Annotated in this window: 18 protein-coding genes; 8 read left to right on the plus strand and 10 right to left on the minus strand. The window is 73.3% G+C overall.

Features of this window, described 5'->3' with window-relative positions:
• The first annotated feature begins 50 nt into the window (after positions 1-50).
• The gene (locus tag LC193_RS17395; RefSeq protein WP_226075276.1) at positions 51-881 is read left to right on the plus strand and encodes a hypothetical protein; all 831 of its coding nucleotides are present in this window, start codon (positions 51-53) and stop codon (positions 879-881) included.
• Between the two features lie 21 nt (positions 882-902).
• Here the strand turns inward: LC193_RS17395 and LC193_RS17400 are convergent, their stop codons facing one another.
• Positions 903-1262 carry a metal-sensitive transcriptional regulator gene (locus LC193_RS17400; protein WP_226075278.1) on the minus strand — a complete coding sequence of 120 codons (360 nt, stop codon included), beginning with the start codon at positions 1260-1262 and terminating at the stop codon, positions 903-905.
• Positions 1263-1457: 195 nt separating this feature from the next.
• Here LC193_RS17400 and pstS point away from each other — a divergent pair, with 195 nt between their 5' ends.
• The 4 genes from pstS to pstB are packed head-to-tail and all read left to right on the plus strand — an operon-like array spanning position 1458 to position 5479.
• Positions 1458-2558: a phosphate ABC transporter substrate-binding protein PstS gene (gene pstS, locus LC193_RS17405; protein WP_226075280.1), complete on the plus strand. Its 1101-nt coding sequence runs from the start codon at positions 1458-1460 to the stop codon at positions 2556-2558.
• 20 nt (positions 2559-2578) lie between these two features.
• Positions 2579-3523, plus strand: a complete 945-nt coding sequence (pstC, locus tag LC193_RS17410) for a phosphate ABC transporter permease subunit PstC (RefSeq protein WP_226075282.1) — start codon at positions 2579-2581, stop codon at positions 3521-3523.
• Entirely contained in the window at positions 3520-4650 is a 1131-nt protein-coding gene (gene pstA, locus LC193_RS17415; RefSeq protein ID WP_404819432.1) for a phosphate ABC transporter permease PstA, read from the plus strand. Before pstC ends, pstA begins: the two co-directional genes overlap by 4 nt.
• Positions 4651-4699: 49 nt before the next feature.
• Positions 4700-5479, plus strand: a complete 780-nt coding sequence (gene pstB / locus LC193_RS17420; protein ID WP_086159116.1) for a phosphate ABC transporter ATP-binding protein PstB — start codon at positions 4700-4702, stop codon at positions 5477-5479.
• A gap of 36 nt (positions 5480-5515) precedes the next feature.
• Here the strand turns inward: pstB and LC193_RS17425 are convergent, their stop codons facing one another.
• The 7 genes from LC193_RS17425 to LC193_RS17455 form a co-directional block, all read right to left on the minus strand.
• Positions 5516-8821, minus strand: coding sequence for a S8 family serine peptidase (locus tag LC193_RS17425; protein ID WP_226075286.1), 3306 nt, complete (start codon positions 8819-8821; stop codon positions 5516-5518).
• A 192-nt stretch (positions 8822-9013) separates the two neighbouring features.
• On the minus strand, positions 9014-11098 hold the full coding sequence (locus tag LC193_RS17430; RefSeq protein ID WP_226075288.1) for a hypothetical protein: 2085 nt from the start codon (positions 11096-11098) through the stop codon (positions 9014-9016).
• A gap of 173 nt (positions 11099-11271) precedes the next feature.
• A complete protein-coding gene (locus LC193_RS17435; RefSeq protein WP_226075290.1) occupies positions 11272-12270 on the minus strand; it encodes an inorganic phosphate transporter in 999 nt (332 codons plus the stop codon).
• Between the two features lie 7 nt (positions 12271-12277).
• On the minus strand, positions 12278-12898 hold the full coding sequence (locus tag LC193_RS17440) for a DUF47 domain-containing protein (protein WP_086159113.1): 621 nt from the start codon (positions 12896-12898) through the stop codon (positions 12278-12280).
• Between the two features lie 109 nt (positions 12899-13007).
• Complete coding sequence (locus LC193_RS17445; RefSeq protein WP_226078699.1) at positions 13008-13340, minus strand: DUF2516 family protein; 333 nt, start codon at positions 13338-13340, stop codon at positions 13008-13010.
• A 106-nt stretch (positions 13341-13446) separates the two neighbouring features.
• A complete protein-coding gene (locus LC193_RS17450) occupies positions 13447-13992 on the minus strand; it encodes a hypothetical protein (protein ID WP_226075292.1) in 546 nt (181 codons plus the stop codon).
• 1 nt (position 13993) lies between these two features.
• The gene (locus LC193_RS17455; protein ID WP_226075294.1) at positions 13994-14353 is read right to left on the minus strand and encodes a helix-turn-helix domain-containing protein; all 360 of its coding nucleotides are present in this window, start codon (positions 14351-14353) and stop codon (positions 13994-13996) included.
• Between the two features lie 148 nt (positions 14354-14501).
• Here LC193_RS17455 and LC193_RS17460 point away from each other — a divergent pair, with 148 nt between their 5' ends.
• Positions 14502-15071 (plus strand): TetR/AcrR family transcriptional regulator, encoded by a 570-nt coding sequence (locus LC193_RS17460; protein WP_226075296.1) that lies wholly within the window; start codon positions 14502-14504, stop codon positions 15069-15071.
• A 92-nt stretch (positions 15072-15163) separates the two neighbouring features.
• Positions 15164-16348 carry a GDSL-type esterase/lipase family protein gene (locus LC193_RS17465; RefSeq protein ID WP_226075298.1) on the plus strand — a complete coding sequence of 395 codons (1185 nt, stop codon included), beginning with the start codon at positions 15164-15166 and terminating at the stop codon, positions 16346-16348.
• A gap of 279 nt (positions 16349-16627) precedes the next feature.
• On the opposite strand, the gene LC193_RS17470 is transcribed toward LC193_RS17465, so the two are convergent.
• Positions 16628-16978, minus strand: a complete 351-nt coding sequence (locus LC193_RS17470; RefSeq protein ID WP_086159103.1) for a winged helix-turn-helix transcriptional regulator — start codon at positions 16976-16978, stop codon at positions 16628-16630.
• Positions 16979-17049: 71 nt separating this feature from the next.
• Here LC193_RS17470 and LC193_RS17475 point away from each other — a divergent pair, with 71 nt between their 5' ends.
• Positions 17050-17937, plus strand: coding sequence for an NAD(P)-dependent oxidoreductase (locus tag LC193_RS17475; protein WP_226075300.1), 888 nt, complete (start codon positions 17050-17052; stop codon positions 17935-17937).
• A 239-nt stretch (positions 17938-18176) separates the two neighbouring features.
• Here LC193_RS17475 and LC193_RS17480 read toward each other — a convergent pair whose 3' ends face one another.
• Entirely contained in the window at positions 18177-18764 is a 588-nt protein-coding gene (locus LC193_RS17480; protein ID WP_226075302.1) for a hypothetical protein, read from the minus strand.
• Positions 18765-18861 lie beyond the last annotated feature (97 nt).

An 18861-nucleotide genomic window follows, 5' to 3' on the forward strand; every position in this document is an offset into this window, starting at 1 on the left:
CCGCCCGCGGGCCTCGTTAGGCGGTGGGAGGACGGACCACGGTGCTGGGGGTGTCGCAGACCATGATGGTGCGGCGGCGCGAGCCGAGACAGGTGACGGCACCGGGCGGCCGGGGCGCCCGCTCCCGTGCGGTCGGTCTCCTGGTGGCCCTGCTGGCCGCCGCCGGGTGCTCGGGCACGGGCGCGGCGGCCGAGGGCGACCCGAGGGCGGCCGTCCGGGAGGCCGCCGACGCGCTCGCGGACGTGGGCAGCTCGCAGGCGCGGACGGCGATGGAGATGGCCTCGGGCGGCACGCGGATCACGCTGGACGGCCGGGGCGCGTTCGACTACACGGCCCGCAGGGGCGAGCTGCGGGTGCGGCTGCCCGAGGGCGGGCGGGTGACCGAGGTGTTCGTGCCGGGCCGGCTGTTCATGAAGAACCGGGGCGCGGGCGTGCCGGCGGACAAGTGGGTGCGGATCGACGTCGCCGAGCTGCCGGACGGGAACCTGGTCACCGGCGGGGCCACCGACCCGATCACCGCCGCCGAGCTGCTGCGCGGGGTGCGGTCGGCCACCGACCTGGGTCCCGTGCGCATGAACGGGAGGCCGCTGCGGCACTACCGGGGTGTGACGGACATCGCCGCGGCGGCAGCGGCGGCATCGGGGGAGACGAGGGAGCAGCTGGCCGCCGCCGTGGGGGGCTTCGCGCGGACGCGGGTGCCGTTCGACGTGTTCCTCGACGAGCGGGGGCTGCCGCACCGGATGCGGCACGACTTCGTGTTCGCGGGCGGCGCCGGGCAGGGGGTCGAGGTGACCTCGACCGTGGTGCTGTACGACTTCGGCGCTCCGGTGGACGTGGTGCTGCCGGCGGCGGACGAGGTCTTCGCCGGAGCCGTGGGCTGACCGCCGCGGTCCCGGTCCGCCTCAGGTGCGCAGCAGGCGCGCGATGGCCGCGGTGGCCTCCTCGACCTTGGCGTCGATCTCCGGGCCGCCTTCCTCCGCGGCGCGGGCCACGCAGTGCCGCAGGTGCTCCTCAAGCAGCTGGAGGGCGAAGGACTGGAGCGCCTTGGTGGAGGCGGAGACCTGCGTCAGTATGTCGATGCAGTAGGTGTCCTCCTCGACCATGCGCTGGAGGCCGCGCACCTGGCCCTCGATGCGGCGCAGCCGCTTCAGGTGCGCGTCCTTGTCCTTGCTGTAGCCGTGCGGCCCGCTGTGCGGGGTGCCGGAGGCGGCGCCGCGCTCGGAGCCGTCCTTTTCGGGCGTTACCGCCTCGGCTGTGGTCATATGGGCCCTCCCGGGACTCTTATACCCCTGACGGGTATAGCGTAACGAATGGACAGGGGCCACGCAGTATCGTGCAGCCTTCAGGCAACCCGCCTGCCCACTCAGGTTCATCTTCTATTCACTTATGACCGTCACCTACTTCACCTGATCAACCTACTTTCGGGTGCGAACGGCGACGGGAAGGACTGAACGACAGTGAAGCTACGCCTCGGCGCGGTGCTCGGCTCCGGCGCTCTGGTACTCCTCACTGCCTGCGGCACGGACGACAACTCGGGCCTTCCCGGCGCGGTCGACTTCTCCGTGGAGAACCTCGACTGCGCGCCGAGCGGCACGCTGCTCGCCTCGGGTTCGAGTGCGCAGGCGAACGCGATGGAGGTCTGGGTGAACACCTACCAGGCCAATTGTGAAGACAGCCAGATCAACTACAAGGCGACCGGCTCGGGCGCCGGCGTCCAGGAGTTCCTCCAGGGCACCACGGCCTTCGCCGGCTCGGACTCGCTGATGAGCGAGGCCGAGATCGAGGAGTCCCGCGCGGTGTGCCGCGACGGCGGGCGCGCCATCCACCTGCCGATGGTGGCCGGCCCGATCGCCGTCGCCCACCACGTGCCGGGCGTCGACGACCTGGTCCTCGACGCGGAGACCCTGGCGCTGATCTTCGACTCGCGCATCAGCCGCTGGAACGATCCCGCGATCGCCGAGCTGAACCCGGACGCCGAGCTGCCCGACATCCCGATCACGCCGTTCCACCGCTCCGACGGCTCGGGCACCACGGACAACTTCACGTCCTACCTCAACGCCGCCGCCCCCGAGGCGTGGCCCTACGAGCCGGACAAGGCGTGGCGCGGCCAGGGCGGCCAGTCCGCCGACGGCTCCTCAGGGCTGGTCGGCATGGTGCAGCAGAACCCGGGCGCCATCTCCTACTTCGAGCTGTCCTACGCCCACCAGAACGACCTGGACACCGTCCGCCTCGACACCGGCGCGGACGAGCCGGTCGAGGCGAGCGTCGAGAACTCCTCGAACGCCATCGCCCAGGCCGAGGTCATCGGCGAGGACGGCGACCTGGCCCTCGAACTCGACTACGCCACGCGCGAGCCCGGCGTCTACCCGATCGTGCTGGTGACGTACGAGATCGCGTGCGACCGCGGCAACGACCCGGCGACCCTCGACCTGGCCAAGGCGTTCCTCACCTACACGGCCGGCGAGGAGGGCCAGCGGGCGCTCGGCGAGATCGACTACGCGCCGATCTCCGGGGACATCATCCAGCAGGTGCGCCAGCGCGTCGAAGCGATGGACTGAGGACGAGGACCACAGCACTCATGCCGTCTGACACCAAGAGCACCACGCGCCTGGGCGACCGGATCTTCAGTGGCCTCTCCAAGGGCTCGGGGATCGCGCTGCTGACCGTCATGGCCGCCATCGCGGTCTTCCTGTCGATCCGCGCGGTCGTCGCCATCCGGGCCAACGAGGGCAACTTCCTCACCACCTTCGCCTGGGACGCCAACGCCGACCCGCCGTTCTTCGGCATCGCGGTCCTGCTGTTCGGCACCGTGGTCAGCTCCGTGATCGCGATGACGCTCGCCGTGCCGGTCGCGGTCGGCATCGCGCTGTTCATCTCGCACTACGCGCCGCGCCGGGTGGCCACCACGATCGGGTACGTCGTCGACCTGCTCGCCGCCGTGCCCAGCATCATCTACGGCCTGTGGGGCGCGCTGTTCCTCGTGCCGCACATGACGGGCCTCTTCGAGTGGCTCGACCAGTTCTTCGGCTGGACCGGGGTCTTCGCGTACGACGGCACCCCGGCGCGCTCCCTCATGACCGTGGGCATCCTGCTGGCGATCATGATCCTGCCGATCATCACCAGCGTCACCCGCGAGGTGTTCCTCCAGACCCCGAAGGCCAACCAGGAGGCGGCCCTGGCGCTGGGCGCGACCCGCTGGGAGGTCATCAAGATGACGGTCCTGCCCTTCGGGCGCTCCGGCGTGATCAGCGCCTCCATGCTCGGTCTCGGCCGCGCGCTCGGCGAGACCATGGCGGTCGCCACCGTGCTGTCCCCGAGCTTCCTGATCAACGCCAGCCTGCTGGAGTCCGGCGGCGGCACGTTCGCGCAGAACATCGCCAGCCAGTTCAAGGAGGCCGGCTCGATGGGCCGCGACGCGCTGATCGCCTCGGGCCTCGTGCTGTTCCTGCTCACCCTCCTCGTCAACGGGGCGGCCCGGCTGATCATCGCCCGCCGCAAGGAGTACTCGGGAGCCAACGCATGAGCCCGCGCATCCGGCCGGAAGGACCGCACCGAGGAGACGACGCCGTGAACGACCGCACGACCGCCGCGCCCGCCCCCGCGTCCGAGGGGCACGCCGGGCGCGTCACGCTCCGGCCGGCGCGGCTGCCCCGCTGGGGCGTCGGCGCCCTGGCCGTCGGCTCGCTCGCCGTCGGGGTGGCCGTCGGCCTGGTCGGCGGCCTCGACAGCCGCGTGCAGTGGGGGCTGATCGCGGCCCTGGTGTTCGTCGGCGCGACGTTCTGGCTGTCCGCGGTGATCGAGGGCCGCCGCTACGCCGCCGACCGCATGGCCGCCATCCTGGTGTGGGCCTGCTTCGTCGTGGCGGTGCTGCCGCTCGCCTCCCTCGTATGGGAGACCGTGGCCCGCGGCCTGCCCGGCGTCGACTGGTACTTCCTGACCCACTCGATGAACGGCGTGCTGAGCTGGCAGGCCGGCGGCGGCATCTACCACGCGATCCTCGGCACGGTGCAGCAGGTGCTGCTCGCCTCCCTGATCGCCCTGCCGCTCGGCCTGCTGACCGCCGTCTACCTCGTGGAGTACGGGCGCGGGCGGCTGGCGCGTGCGATCACCTTCTTCGTCGACGTCATGACCGGCATCCCGTCGATCGTCGCCGGCCTGTTCATCCTCAGCCTGTGGATCATGATGCTCGACTTCGGGTACTCGGGCTTCGCCGGCGCCATGGCGCTGGCCATCCTGATGATGCCGATCGTGGTCAGGTCGACGGAGGAGATGCTCAAGCTGGTGCCGAACGAGCTGCGCGAGGCGTCCCTGGCGATGGGCGTGCCCAAGTGGCGCACCATCCTCAAGGTCGTCCTGCCGACGGCGATCGGCGGCATCACCACCGGCGTCATGCTGGCCCTGGCCCGCATCGCCGGGGAGACGGCCCCGATCATCCTGCTGGTGTTCGGCAACAGCATGATCAACGCCAACGCCTTCGAGGGAGCCCAGTCCTCCCTGCCGCTGTACGTCTACGAGCAGTGGGCCTACGGCACGGAGCAGGCGTACGACCGGGCGTGGGCGGCGGCGCTGGTGCTGATCGCCTTCGTGATGATCCTCAACCTGGTCGCCCGCGGCATCGCCCGCTGGAAGGCCCCGAAGACCGGACGCTGACAGCGCCGCTGCCAGACCGACGAGAGCGGAAGAAGAGAGAAGCCCCACCATGGCCAAGCGCATCGACGTCCAAGGACTCACCGCGTACTACGGCTCCCACAAGGCGATCGAGGGCATTAGCCTCCAGGTGGAACCGCGGTCGGTGACCGCGTTCATCGGCCCGTCCGGCTGCGGCAAGTCGACCTTCCTGCGCACGCTGAACCGCATGCACGAGGTCACCCCCAGCGGGCGCGTCGAGGGCAAGGTGCTGCTGGACGACGAGGACCTGTACGGCCCCGGCGTCGACCCCGTGTCGGTGCGCCGCACGGTCGGCATGGTCTTCCAGCGGCCGAACCCGTTCCCCACCATGTCGATCTACGACAACGTGGCGGCCGGGCTCAAGCTGAACGGCATCAGGTACCGCAAGTCGGAGCTCGACGACATCGTCGAGAAGAACCTGCGCGGCGCCAACCTGTGGAACGAGGTCAAGGACCGGCTCGACAAGCCGGGTTCCGGCCTCTCCGGCGGCCAGCAGCAGCGGCTGTGCATCGCCAGGGCCACGGCCGTCGAGCCCGAGGTGCTGCTGATGGACGAGCCGTGCTCCGCGCTCGACCCGATCTCCACCCTCGCCATCGAGGACCTCATCGACAAGATGAAGGAGCGGTTCACCATCGTCATCGTCACCCACAACATGCAGCAGGCGGCCCGCGTCTCGGACCGCACCGCGTTCTTCAACCTCGCCGCCATCGGCGAGCCCGGCCGGCTGATCGAGGTCGACGACACGCAGCGGATCTTCTCCAACCCGTCCGTGCAGGCCACCGAGGACTACATCTCCGGCCGCTTCGGCTGACCCGCCCGGCGCGCGGGCGGGTCAGCCGCGGACGGCTCAGGCCGTCCGGTAGGCGTCGATGATCTCCTGGGTCACGGTGGTGCCCGCCGCGCCCCCGAGCTCGGCGCGGAACGACACGCTGCCGCCGGCCTCGGGGTTGGCGACCCGCACGGCGCCGTCCTCGACCGGCGCCTCGGTCCACGTCCCGCCGCCGTCCGTCGAGACGGACACGGTCAGCGACGCGCCGTCGGCGCCCTGCACGGTCACGGGAACGGTCACCGTCTCACCCGCGGGCGACGTGCTGTCGAGCGCCAGTTCCGGCGTGAACCTGACCACGCCGGCCGGCACCCGCACCGGCCCGTCCTCCGGGCCCGCGGCCGAGGTGAACGCGGCCGACCACGTCACCCGCGTGCTCACCGAGGCGATCGGCTCGGGTCCTTCGGGGCTCCTGGTGACCGTCGTCACCAGCTCGTAGTCCGCCTCCTCGGGGGGCAGTTCGAACGCGACGAAGTCCAGCGGGTCGGCCGCCGTGGCGAACTCCTCGCCGTCGCGGTACAGCGTCGTGCCCGCCTCGTCGTACAGGCTGTCGCCCGCGTTGCCCTGGCCGTCCGTGAACGGGTTGATCCGGCCGCTCAGCGTGTCGCCGAAACGGACCAGGCCGTCGTCCTCCCCGAGCGCCGGGCCGAACACGCCGACGCCGAGCGTCTTCTCGTGGCTGCTGCCCGGCTCGTAGGCCACGGAGTCCGACATGTGAATCCCGACGAGGGACCCGTTCGCGTTGTCCACCATGAGCTCATGGGCCCACTCCCCGTCCAGGGCGTCCACGAACACCTGCTCGGTCCGCGGCAGCGGGGTGTTGTAGGCCCCGGCCCACGGCACGAGCGAGGAGAACGAGAACAGCGCACCGGTCATACCGGGCAGCGAGGCACCCGCGTGGAGGGTGACGGACGCCAGGTCCGCCGTCTCGGTGCGGTCGGACAGCCCGGTGTAGAACGAGCCCTCCTGCGTGTGCACGCCGTGGTATGTGGCCTCCTCGCCTTCCCACGTGGCGGCGGCGTAGCCGGAGATGCCCCAGCCCTCGCCGGGCTCGCCGATCTGCGCGGTGCGCAGACCTTCCGGCATCCCGTCGATCGACCACGCCGACTCGTACACGGGCTCGCCGTGGTGCTCCAGCCGGTACCCGGCCACCAGGGAGAGCGGCGCGGCCTCCTCGGCCAGCGTCATCGAGATCTCCTCGGCGGTGGTGGCGTCCGCCCGCACGGCCGTGTCCTGCGTGACGGACAGCGTCGGCTGCACGAGCCAGTCGACGCCGGTGTCCGCGCCCTCCTCGTCGCGCTGGAACACGGTGGCGTCCACCTGGTACTCGCCCCCCGGCACCCGGACCGTGCCGCTGCCCCCCTCGGCGGGCACATCGTGGAACGAGCCGGTCTCCAGGTCGATCAGCGTGGCCCACCAGGCGTCGGCCGGCGTGCCGTCGCGGTCGGTGGCCTCGACGGTCACCTCGAACATCTGCTCCTCGCGCACCACCGCGCCCGCGGTGACGACGCGTTCGCCGTTCTCGCCGGTCGCGGTGACGTGGGTGCTGTAGGTGCCGTACAGGTCGCCGCCGTGGGTGGTGTCCGCGGTGGCGCGGACGGTGGCGGTGCCGCGGGCGGGCACGGTGACCTCGGCGGCCTCAAGCGCGAACATGCCCTCGGGAGCCGGGTTGCCCTCCGGGTCGGTGCCGGTGGCCGACAGGGCGAGGGTGACGTCGGTGTCGCCGTGGTTGGTGTACGTCAGGTCCTTGGTGACGGGTTCGGCGTCCTCGTGCGGCCAGGGCACGGTGCCGAAGGTCAGCGACACCGGGTCGGCGGTGACCGTCTGCGCCAGCGCGGCCGGCACGTCGACGCGGCCGGCGCCCTGCTGGAACGCGCTGTAGCCCTCGGCCGGGCGGGCGGAGGAGGTGAGGGCGGCCTTGATCTGCTCGCCGGTCCAGTCGGGGTTGGCCTGGGCGAGCAGCGCGGCGGCTCCCGCCGCGTGCGGGGTGGCCATGGAGGTGCCCGAGATGGCGACGTAGCCGTCGGCGACGGGGTCGCCGTAGTCCCAGATGGCGGCGTTCTCGGCACCCGCGGCGCCGATGTCGGCGCCGGGCGCGGTGATGTCGGGCTTGACGGCGCCGTCGCGGGTGCGGGGGCCGACGGAGGAGAAGTCGGCGAGCGCGTCGCTCTTGTCGACGGCGCCGAGGGTGAGGGCGGCGTCGGCCGTTCCCGGGGAGCCGACGGTCCCCGGCGCCGGTCCGCTGTTGCCCGCCGCGATGACGAAGAGGGTGTCGGAGGCGGCGGAGAGGGTGTTGACGGCCTCTTCCATGGGGTCGATCGTGCTGCCCGCCGGGCCGCCGAGGCTCATGTTGACGACGTCGGCGCCCTGCTCGACGGCCCACTCCATCCCGGCGATGATGCCGGATTCGGAGCCGAAGCCGAAGTCGTCGAGGACCTTGCCGTTGAGGAGCCGGGCGCCGGGGGCGACGCCGCGGTAGGCGCCGTCGGAGTGGGCGCCCGTGCCCGCGGCCGTGGAGGCCACGTGGGTGCCGTGGCCGTCGCGGTCCTCGGCGTCGGCCGCGTCGGAGAAGTTCTCCTCGGCGACGACCTGGCCGACGAGGTCGGGGTGCTGCTCGTCGATCCCGGTGTCGAGCACCGCGATCGTGGTGCCCGTGCCGTCGTGGCCGGCCTCCCACGCCTCGGGCGCCCCGATCTGCGGAACGCTCTCCGCCAGGGACTTGGCGACGATGCCGTCGAGCGCGATGCTCTCGATGCCGGGCGCGGCGGCCAGCGTGCGCGCGTCGCCCGCGGGCTCGGTCAGCGTGCCCCACAGGCCCGCCTGCTCGCCCTCGGGCACGGTGAAGGCCTCGCCGTTGATGGCGTCGAGGCGGGTGCCCCCGGTGTCCTGGAGGGCGCGCGGCCGGTCGTTCTCGTAGGTGACGATCAACGGCAGCCCGCCCTTGGCGCGGTACTGCTCGCGGCTCAGTTCCGCGACGTCGAACAGGCGCCGGTCCAGCGTCCCCTGGGCCAGCAGGGGCAGCGCGTCGGCCGGGACGACGTGCGTGCCGGGGCCGGATTCGAGGATGCGCAGGGGTATGGATTCGCGCCCCGGCGCGCGGATGACGCCGGTGACCTCGCCGGCGTCGTCGACGGCGACGCGGTCGCCGGTGATGAGCGTGACGAGACCCGCGCCGGCGGCCCGGGCACCGGTCGCGTCGGCGGAGACGGTGGCGGCGGCGGGCCGCGCGGCGGCCGGCCCGGTGGCGCCCGCGGCCAGCGCGCCTGCCGCCACGGCGGCCGCCGCCACGGCGGCACGCGACCGCCGCGGTCTTCCTGGTTGCTTCATCGCAAACCCCTTCAGGGCAGAGGTGTGGGCGGGGGAAGTCGCTTGTTCCCCTGTCGTAACCCTGTCCGTGAAGCCGCTCCCGGGACCCTGGTGGTGGGCGGGGGATGGGTGAGGAAATTGTGAACCGGCTTGGCGAGCAAACGAGTTGTGCCGTAGCGAACCGGCACGCGCGGCGGGCGGGCCGGCGCGGGGTCAGGCCGTTCGGTAGGCGTCGATGATGTCAAGCCCTGTGGCGTTGCCCGCCGTGTCCTCGACCTCGGCGCGCAGCGAGACGGTGCCGCCCGCCTCGGGGTTGGGGATGCGCACGGCGCCGTCCTCGACCGGCACCCCGGTCCACGTCTCGCCGCCGTCGGCCGACCAGGAGACGGCGAGCGAGGCCAGGTCGCCGACCGGGCCCGCGCTCCGCACGGTCACGGGAACGGTCACCGTCGTGCCCGCGGGTGAGGTGCTGTCCGGTGCCAACTTCGGTGAGAAACGCACCATGTTGACCGGGATCGCACCCGATTGCCCCGCTGCCGGGGCCGCCGAGGTGAAGGCGAACGAGGCCGTGATCTCCGTGCTCACCGACGCGGCGCGCGCGGCCTCGTCCGCGCCTCGCGAGACGGTCGTCACCAGCTCGTACCCCGCCTTCTCCGGCGGCAGCAGGAAGCGCACGCCGTCCAGGTGCTCGTCCTCGGTGGCGAACTCCTCGCCGTCGCGGTACAGCGTGGTGCGGCCACTGGCGTGGACGCTGTGGCCGATGTGGCCGCCCCCGTCGGAGAACGGGTTGATCCGGCCGGACAGCCGGTCGCCATCCCGCACCGGGCCGAACACGCCGACGTTGAACGTGGCCGTGGAACCGCCGCCCGGTTCGTGCGCGGTCCACTCGGAGATGCCGCCCGCGAGGATGTCGGGCCGGCCGGGGGTGAACTGCTCGAACTGCTGCCGCCACTGCCCCTCCTCGGCGTCGAGGAGCACCTTGCCCGTGCGCGGCAGCGCGTGCTCGCCGGTGAACATCGCCCACCCGGTCCCCGAGAAGAGGGCCGACAGCCTGCCGGTCCTGCCCGGCAGCGACGACCCCTCCTCGACGGTGACGGTCGTGAACATGTCGGGTCCCGGGTGGTCGGTCAGCCCCGTGTAGAAGGAGCCTGCCCGCAGGTCCGCGCTGTGGTACTCGGTGCCCTCCGCCTCCCAGACCGCGTGGGCGGCGCTCGACACCCGCCGGTCGGTGGCGGGCGGGCCGAGCTGCGCGGTCCGGAAACCGTCGGGCAGGCGGCCCACGCCCTGGGCGGAGCTGCTGGTGCCCGCGGGGCCGTCCAGCGTCCAGCCGACGAGCAGTTCGCGCGGCTCGGCCGCGTCGTCGGGAACGGTCATCACGATCTCTTCTGCCGTCGCGGCGTCGGCGCGCACGGCCGTGTCCTCGGTGAGCGACAGCGTCGGCCGCACGAGCCAGTCGACGCCGGTCACCTCACCCGCCGCGTTCCGCAGGGAGACCGTGGTCTCCACGGCGTACTCCCCGGGAGGCAGCGAGAGGGAGGCGCCGCCCTCGGGGCCCGACAGGTAGTGGACCTCCATCGTCGCCAGGTCGGTCACCAGCGCGTGCCAGTCGGCGGCGGGCGCGCCGGTCCTGTCGGTGGCCTTGACGGACAGGGTCAACGACCGCGCGGCGCGGTGCGCGGGCGGCTCCGGGCGGACGGCTTCCCCGCCGGCGTCCCCGTCGCCGCCGAGGGCGATCCGGGCGAGGCCGGGCGCGGCGGTCAGGGCGTGGGTACCGGAGGCGGGCTCGGTGAGGGCGGTCCAGAGGTCGTCGGTTCCGGGGACGGGAACGGCGACGGCCTCGCCGTCTCCGGCGTCGGACGAGGTGCCGGCCGGGAGGCCGAGGGGGCGGGACCGGCCGTCATCCCAGGAGAGGACGAGCGGGAGGCGTCCGGAGCCGTGGGCCTGCGCGCGGGCGAGTCGCGCGGTGTCGAAGAGGCGGCGGTCGAGCGTTCCCGCGTGCAGCAGGGGCAGGGCGTCCGCGGGGACGACGTGGGTGGTCGTGCCGGTGTCGAGGACGTGCAGGGGGACGGCCTCGCGGCCGGGCGCGTGGCGCACGCCGGTGACGTCGCCCGCGGCGTCGAGGGTGACGCGGTCGCCGGTGATCAGGGTGACGGCCGCGGCCCCGGCGGCCGGGCTCGCGCCTCCGGTCGCGAGACGCGTGGCGCCGGTCGCGGGGCTCGCGGCGCCGGTGGCCCCGGTGGCCGGGCCCGTCGCGCCCGCGATCAGCGCGGCGGCGGCGGCGACCGCCACCGCGCTCACGCGCGTTCGGCGTGGTCGTCCTGCTCGCAGCATGGGAACTCCCAACGAGAGAAGCGGGGCGGAAACGGTGAGCCGCCCTCTCGCGAGTGTTGTCCGCGGGCGGGCGCGAGTTCCCTCACGCCCGCGCGCCGGGGCGCGCCCCGGCGGGCCCGGCGTCGGCGCGCCGCGCGGGCTCAGGGCACCACGAGCCGCACGAGCCCGTAGCCGGCGGCGGCCAGGGCCGCCGCGGCCGGCATGGTGACGCACCACCCGAGCACGATGTTCTTCGCGACCTGCCAGCGCACCGCGCTCAGCCGCCGCGTCGCCCCGGAACCCATGATCGCGGCGGTGAGGACGTGCGTCGTGGAGACCGGCGCGTGGAACAGGTAGGAGGCCGCGTACAGCACCGAGGCGGCCGTCGTCTCCGCGGCGAAGCCGCGCGGCGGGTCGAGTTCGATGACGCGGCGGCCGGACGTCCGCATGATCCGCCACCCGCCCAGGTACGTGCCGAGCGCGAGCATCGCGGCACACGTGATCCTGACCCAGACCGGTATGCCGCCGCCCTCCCCCTCGGCATCCGCGACGACCAGGGCCAGCACGACCACGCCCATCGTCTTCTGCGCGTCCTGGAGCCCGTGGCCGAGCGCCATGCCGGCCGCGGAGACGGTCTGCGCCATGCGGAAGCCGCGTTGCGCCCGGTGCGGCCCCGCGCCGCGGAACGCCCACAGGATGCCGACCATCACCAGGTAGCCGGCGAGCAGGCCGATGGCGGGGAAGAGGACCATCGGCAGCACGACACTCGTCAGCACGCCGTCCCAGTGCACCGTCGCCGCCCCGGCGAGCGCCGCGCCGACCAGGCCGCCGAACAGGGCCTGCGACGAGGACGAGGGCAGGCCGAGGCACCAGGCCGCCAGGTTCCACGCGATGGCCCCGAGGAGCGCGGCGAACAGGATCATCAGGCCCTGCTCGCCGGCGGGGGGATCGATCAGGTCCTCGCTGACGGTCTCCGCGACGCCCTGGCCGAGGAACGCGCCCGCCAGGTTCATGAATGCGGCCATCGCGAGCGCGACCCGGGGGGTCAGGGAGCGGGTTGAGATCGAGGTCGCGACCGCGCCGGCCGAGTCGCGGAAGCCGTTGGTGAGGGTGAAGAACAGCGCGGCGCCGACGACGACCGCCAGGGACAGGGTCTCCACGGCGGGCTCAGGACTCCTTGACCACGATGGTCTCCACCGTGTTGGCCACCGACTCGAACGCGTCGGCCGCCTCTTCGAGCACGTCGACGACCTGCTTCAGCTTCATGACCTCTATGGCCTCGTAGCCGCCGCTGAACAAGTGGGCGAGCAGTCTGCGGTGGATCTGGTCCGCCTGGTTCTCCAGGCGGTTCACCTCGATCCAGTACTCGTTCAGGTCGCGCATCGTGCGCAGCCGCGGCATGGCCTCCGCGGTCAGCTCCGCGGCCCGGCCGAGCACCTCGATCTGCTGCTCGACGCCCTTGGGCAGCTCGTCGATCTCGTACAGGACGACGAGGTCGACGGCCTCCTCCATGAAGTCCATGATGTCGTCGAGCCGGGCGGCGAGGCGGTAGATGTCCTCCCGGTCGAAGGGGGTCACGAACGACGAGTTCAGCTGGTGGAAGATCGCGTGCGTCGCGTCGTCGCCCGCGTGCTCGGCCGCGCGCATCCGGTCCGCGATGTCGACGCGCGTAGCGGCATCGGCTCCGAGCAGTTCCATCAGCAGTTTCGAGCCACTGAGAACGTTGTCGGCCGCGGTGGCGAACAGCTCGTAGAAGCTCGTCTCCCGGGGCGTCAGGCGAAAGCGCACGGCAGTTCCTCAGGCGTTCATCAGCGGGTGTCCCCGATGATGCTAAGGGCAGAAACAAGCCACGGCTAACCCCCGCCGTGCGACCCGGTCCAGGTCCGCCTCCCCGCGCTCAGCGGCCCCCGTTGTACGGGCCGTAGGGGCCGTCGCTGCTGCTCCACCCGCCGCGCCCGCGACCGGACACCGACTGGAGGGCAGGACGCACGTCCACGAGGTACACGATGGTCGCGATGGCGCCGGCGAGCACCAGGAGGAGCCACGGGATCAGCAGCTGGACGGCGACCGTGACGCCCAGGAGGACGAGCCAGAACGGCTTGGTCTGCTTGTCGGCCGCGCGGTAGGCGTCCTCGCGCTGAAGCGCGGCGTTGACCAGGGCGTACACGCTGAGGACCAACAGCCCCAGGAAGATGAGGCTCACGATCGAGCTGAAGCCTTGCATAAGCATGCTGTCCACCACCATGTCGGTACGCTGACGTCCCTACCCACGCTACCGGCCGGGACACCACCCGCGTAATGTCCCGCGGTCCCCGGCCGGCGGGCGCGGCCGTCGCTCAGGCCTGCGGGGGCATCTTCTTCGGCGCCGCCTTGCGGGGCGCGGCCTTGCGGGCCCGCGGCTTCTGCGGCCCGGTCGCGGTCTCGTCGCCTTCGGGGCCGGCCGCCTGCTCCGCCACGGGTTCCGTCACGGGCTCGGTGACCGGTTCCGTCACGGGCTCGGTCACGGGCTCGGTCACGGGCGTGCCGGAGGCGTCCGCGGGGCCGCCGGACCGCGGCTGCTCGGCGCGCTCGACGGTCACCTCGGGCTCGTCGGCCGGCTCGCCGCGCCGGCGCTCGACGACGGTCCTGCCCCGTTCCGCCAGCTCGTCGTACGCCTCGCGCGCCTTCACCGCGTATTCGAGCGCCACGCCCACGCCCTGGAGAGCGACGCTCTGCGCCTGCTCGCGCAGCTTCGGCAGCCGGTGCGGCGCCTCGGCCCGCAGCCGGTCGACGGCCGCGGGCAGCTCGCGCAGCTTCTCGGCGGCCAGGTCGGCCGTCCCCGCGGCGAAGTAGATGGCGTTGCTGCTGGTCAGGGTCTTGCGGAGGTCGTCCGTCATGGCCATCTCAGGGGTTCTCCTTGCGGAACGAGTCGTAGATCTGGAGCAGCGCCTGCTTCTGCTGCTCGGTGAGTCCCGGGTCGGCGAGCACCGCGTCGCGCACCCCGGGGGGCGGCTTCGCGTCGGCGTCCTGGCTCCGCTCGTCGAGGATGCCGGCCTGCACGTACAGCGTCTCGGCGGAGATCCGCAGGCCCTTGGCGATCTGCTGGAGGATCTCCGCGCTCGGCTTGCGCAGCCCGCGCTCGATCTGGCTGAGGTACGGGTTCGAGACCCCGGCCGCGTCGGCGAGCTGCCGCAGGGACAGCTGCGCCTGCCGCCGCTGCTCGCGCAGGAACTCGCCGAGGTTGCCGACACCGAGTGACGTCACCCCTCCAGGGTGCGGCACGGCGCTAACGATTGCAAGCGACCGCTTGCCGCCGCGCGCGCGGGTCCTCGGGGCCGTTCGAGTGGATCGGTCATTTGCCTAAAGGTGTTAGGCGGTGGCATGGTTGCTTAAGGCTGAGAAGGGGAGTGTTGTGGTACGGGTCGGATTGAGTGCTGAACGTCTGACGCGGGCGGGGGCCGAGCTGGCCGACGAGGCCGGGTTCGACCAGGTGACCGTCTCCGCGCTCGCCCGGCGCTTCGACGTCAAGGTCGCGAGCCTGTACGCGCACCTGCGGAACTCGCGGGACCTCAGGACCAGGATCGCCCTGCTCGCCCTTGAGGAGATCGCGGACCGGGCCGCCGAGGCGCTGGCGGGGCGGGCGGGCAAGGAGGCCCTGGCCGCCTACGCGAACGCCTACCGCGACTACGCCCGCGAGCACCCGGGCCGCTGGGCCGCCGCCAACATCAGGCTCGACCCGGAGGAGGCGGCGGCGAGCGCGGGCGGCAGGCACGCGCGGATGACGCGCGCGCTCCTGCGCGGCTACGACCTGCCCGAGCCGGACCGGACGCACGCCGTCCGGCTCCTGGGCAGCGTCCTGCGCGGCTACGTCGACCTGGAGTCGCGCGGCGGCTTCAGCCACAGCGCCCCCGACTCGCAGGAGACGTGGGAGCGGGTCATCGACGCCCTCGACGCCCTGCTCCGCACCTGGCCCGCGCCCTGACCCGGCCGCGCGCCCCCGACCGGCCGGGACCTTCCGGGGGCGCGTTCGACGGCCCAGGACCGTTCCGGCCACACCGACGACAGGCGAGAACGATGCGCACCGACCACGACCTCATCACCACCCCCGTCACCCGGGACCTGCTGCGCGGCGCGCTCGACGCGGAGCACACCGGGCGCGGCCTGCTGCCGCACCGGCTGCCCGCCCGGGCCCGCGCGCAGTGCGACGACGGGCAGCTCGCCATGGCCGAATCCCAACCCTCGGGGGTCCGGCTGGCGTTCCGCACCCGGGCCACGGTCGTCGCACTCGACGCGCTGCCGGTCAAGCGCGTGTACGCCGGCGGGCCGCCACGCCCTGACGGCGTGTACGAGCTGTTCGTCGACGGGCGGCCGGCGGGCCGGGGCACCGTGCCGGGCGGTGACACCCTGACCATCGACATGGCGACCTGGGCCATGGCGCGCGAACCCGGCCCGCCCGGCACCCTCCGTTTCACCGGCCTGCCCGCCCGGGACAAGGACGTGGAGATCTGGCTGCCGCACGACGAGACGACGGAACTCCTCGCCCTGCGCACCGACGCCCCGGTCGGGCCCGCGCCGGACCGGGGCCGCGCGGTGTGGCTGCACCACGGGAGTTCCATCAGCCACGGCTCGGGCGCGCAGAGCCCCGCGGGCACGTGGCCCGCGCTGGCCGCCTCGCTCGGCGGCGTCGAACTGGTCAACCTCGGGTTCGGCGGCGGCGCCCTGCTCGACCCGTTCACCGCACGCGCCATGCGGGACGCCCCGGCCGACCTGATCAGCCTCAAGATCGGCATCAACCTGGTCAACGCCGACCTGATGCGGCTGCGTGCCTTCGGCCCGGCCGTGCACGGCTTCCTCGACACCGTCCGCGAGGGCCACCCGACCGCCCCGCTCCTGGTCGTCTCCCCGCTGTACTGCCCGATCCACGAGGACACACCGGGCCCCAGCGAGCCGGACCCCGCAGGTCTGAGCGCCGGGCGGCTGGAGTTCCGCGCGGCCGGCGACCCGTCGGAACGCGCGGCCGGCAAGCTCACGCTGGCCGTCATCCGCGAGGAGCTGTCCCGCGTGGTGGAGCGGCGCGCGGCCGAGGACCCGCACCTGCACCACCTCGACGGCCGCGAGCTGTACGGGCCGGCCGACTTCGCGGAGCTGCCCCTGCCCGACCAGCTGCACCCGGACGCGGCGGCGCACCGGCGCGTGGGAGAGCGCTTCGCGCGGCTGGCGTTCGGGGCGAACGGCGCCCTCGCCGTTCCCGGCGCCTGACCCGGCCGCGGCCGGTCCGCCCGGCGGGCCGCCCGCCCGGTGGCCGGAAAACGCCCGGCCCGGCGCTCTGTTCCGGTCGTTCCGGTCGTTCCGGCCGTTCCTGCCCGTGTGCCGGCGGCGGCCGGGCGGCGGGCGCGTCCGGCCGGCTGCCCCGGCCGCGCCTACCCACTTTTTTGTGGGTACTTGGCACCGCGCGGCACCCCGGGCGAACCTGTTGACGAGCGGCCGGACGGCCGCCACCGCGGACGGCAGGGACGGAACGGAGGTGACGACGACGCGTCAGGACACCGGCGCGGCCTCGGTGATCATCTCCAGCCTGCGGTAGCCCCACGCGGACAACGGGGCCAGCGCATCGGCGAGTTCACGGCCGAACGAGGTCAGCGAGTAGACGGTCTTCAACGGCAGCACGTCGTGCACCTGCCGGTGCACGAGGCCGTCCGTCTCCATCTCGCGCAGCGCCTGGGTCAGCACCTTCTCGCTGAGCCCGGGCAGCCGCCGGCGCAGTTCGCCCGGGCGGTGCGGCCCGGACTCCAGCATCCACAGCAGCGTCGTCTTCCACTTGCCGTCGATCACCGCGATCGCGGCGGTGACTCCGCACACGTTCGCGTTCTCGGCACGCCTCGGCGTCATCGTCGTCCCTGCCCGTCCCAGTCCGTTGTCCTTCGCGATGGTGCGTCCATCTTGATCAGGGGAGTTCATTCATGTCAGCACACTCCGACCAGTCTGCCGTCACCGTGATCGGCCTGGGCCCGATGGGACGGGCGCTGGCCGGCGCGTTCCTTTCGGCCGGCGTCCGGGTCACGGTCTGGAACCGGACACCGGGCCGGGACGCGGAGCTGACCGGGCGGGGCGCGGTCGCCGCCGCGTCCCCCGAGGAAGCCGCCGCGGCGAGCCCGTTGACCGTGGTCTGCGTCGTCAACTACGCGGCGGCGGACTCGGTGCTCCGCCGCGACGCCGTCATCGACGCGCTCAAGGGCCGCACGCTGGTGAACCTGTCCGCCGACACCCCGGAACGCGCCAGGGACGCGGGGCGGTGGGCGTCGGAGCACGGCATCCGCTACCTGGACGGCGCCATCATGACGCCGACGATGACCATCGGCACGCCGGCCGGCGTGTTCATCCACAGCGGGCCCGCCGACCTGTACGAGGAGCACCGGCCGGTGCTCGAAACGCTGGGCGGCACGCACACCCACCTCGGCGAGGACATCGGCCGCGCCGCCGCCTACGACGTCGCGCTGCTCGACATCTTCTGGACCGCGATGGCCGGCTGGACGCACGCGCTCGCGGTCGCCAAGGCCGAGGGGATCAGCGCCGGGGAGTTCGTTCCGTTCGCCCAGGGCATCGCCGCCATCCTGCCCGGCATCTTCGAGGGGGACGCGGCGGACGCGGACAGCGGCGACTTCTCCGCGAAGGTGAACCCGGTGACCTCCGCGGCCTCCTCCATGGCCCACATCATCGAGGCCTCGGAGGCGCACGGCATCGACGCCGGCGTCATGCGGGCCGCCGAGGGCATGGCCCGGCGTGCCATCGGGCGCGGCCACGGCGCCGACGGGTTCGTGCGGATCGCGGAACTGCTCGGCCGCCGCTGAGCGCGGGCCGGTCCGGTTCCGGCCGGGCCGGGCACGGAACGGCGCGGCAGCGGGGCGAGGGCGCGGCGGAGTGCGCGGGGCGCCGGGGCGCGCGCCCGCTCGGGTGGTGGGCCGGGCGCGCAGGCCCGCCACCCACGGCGGGCGCGCTCGGCCCCGCGCCCGCGCCCGCCGGGCCGACGCGCGGGGCGTGCGGAACGGTCCCCCGCGAACTTCACCCGATCGGGGAGCCCGCGCGCCGTTCAGGCCCAGAAACCGGTGCCCACACCGAGGCCGGCGAGCCACGTCACCACGGCGGCCGGCGTGCCGACCCCGAGCGCGACGCCAAGCCGCGCGCGCCCGGCGCCGGGGCGCATACGCCCGCGCACGGCGAAACCCGTCAGCATCGCGCCCAGCAGCCCGAGTCCGGTCCAGCCGACGGCCCGCGCGGTGAGGTTGCCGGTGCCGCGCGCGTCGGAGCGCACCACGTGGCCCGAACCCCGGCCCCGGCCGGTGCCGTGCGCGCGGAACGAGTCGCCCGGTCCCATCCCGGCGGCGTCATGGCTCTCCGGCAGGTGGACACCGGCCAGGTGGAGCGAGCCGTCGTCGGAACGGAACTCACCGCTGCACCGGGTGGAAGGGCCCTGGCGCGACCCGCCGACGCTCTCACAACCAGTCAGCACGAACGTGCCCGGCCGACCTTCGGCGATGACCTCCCTGGGGTCGAGGTACTGGCTCTTGAACCCGGCCGCGCCCGCGGCCAGGCACAGCACCGCGAACACCACCGTGAACGCCGGTGGCACACCCGTCGGGCGCCGCCACCTCGACTCCCAGGACCCGTCGGCCGCCATCGTTTTCGCTGCCCCCCGTGCTCGGCCCAGGCCATGCTGGCCGAGCGGGGCCGCGCCCGCAAGAACGGCCAAGGCCCGCAAACGAGTTGCACCGCGC

Source organism: Streptomyces marincola, assembly GCF_020410765.1.
GTDB classification, from domain to species: Bacteria; Actinomycetota; Actinomycetes; order Streptomycetales; family Streptomycetaceae; genus Streptomyces; species Streptomyces marincola.

What these genes read in the sequence shown, in the direction of transcription:
- LC193_RS17400 (WP_226075278.1), bottom strand. Translation starts at nt 1,262, where the DNA reads ATGACCACAGCCGAGGCGGTAACGCCCGAAAAGGACGGCTCCGAGCGC.
- pstC (WP_226075282.1), top strand. Translation starts at nt 2,579, where the DNA reads ATGCCGTCTGACACCAAGAGCACCACGCGCCTGGGCGACCGGATCTTC.
- pstA (WP_404819432.1), top strand. Translation starts at nt 3,520, where the DNA reads ATGAGCCCGCGCATCCGGCCGGAAGGACCGCACCGAGGAGACGACGCC.
- pstB (WP_086159116.1), top strand. Translation starts at nt 4,700, where the DNA reads ATGGCCAAGCGCATCGACGTCCAAGGACTCACCGCGTACTACGGCTCC.
- LC193_RS17425 (WP_226075286.1), bottom strand. Translation starts at nt 8,821, where the DNA reads ATGAAGCAACCAGGAAGACCGCGGCGGTCGCGTGCCGCCGTGGCGGCG.
- LC193_RS17445 (WP_226078699.1), bottom strand. Translation starts at nt 13,340, where the DNA reads ATGCTTATGCAAGGCTTCAGCTCGATCGTGAGCCTCATCTTCCTGGGG.
- LC193_RS17450 (WP_226075292.1), bottom strand. Translation starts at nt 13,992, where the DNA reads ATGGCCATGACGGACGACCTCCGCAAGACCCTGACCAGCAGCAACGCC.
- LC193_RS17465 (WP_226075298.1), top strand. Translation starts at nt 15,164, where the DNA reads ATGCGCACCGACCACGACCTCATCACCACCCCCGTCACCCGGGACCTG.
- LC193_RS17470 (WP_086159103.1), bottom strand. Translation starts at nt 16,978, where the DNA reads ATGACGCCGAGGCGTGCCGAGAACGCGAACGTGTGCGGAGTCACCGCC.
- LC193_RS17475 (WP_226075300.1), top strand. Translation starts at nt 17,050, where the DNA reads ATGTCAGCACACTCCGACCAGTCTGCCGTCACCGTGATCGGCCTGGGC.
- LC193_RS17480 (WP_226075302.1), bottom strand. Translation starts at nt 18,764, where the DNA reads ATGGCGGCCGACGGGTCCTGGGAGTCGAGGTGGCGGCGCCCGACGGGT.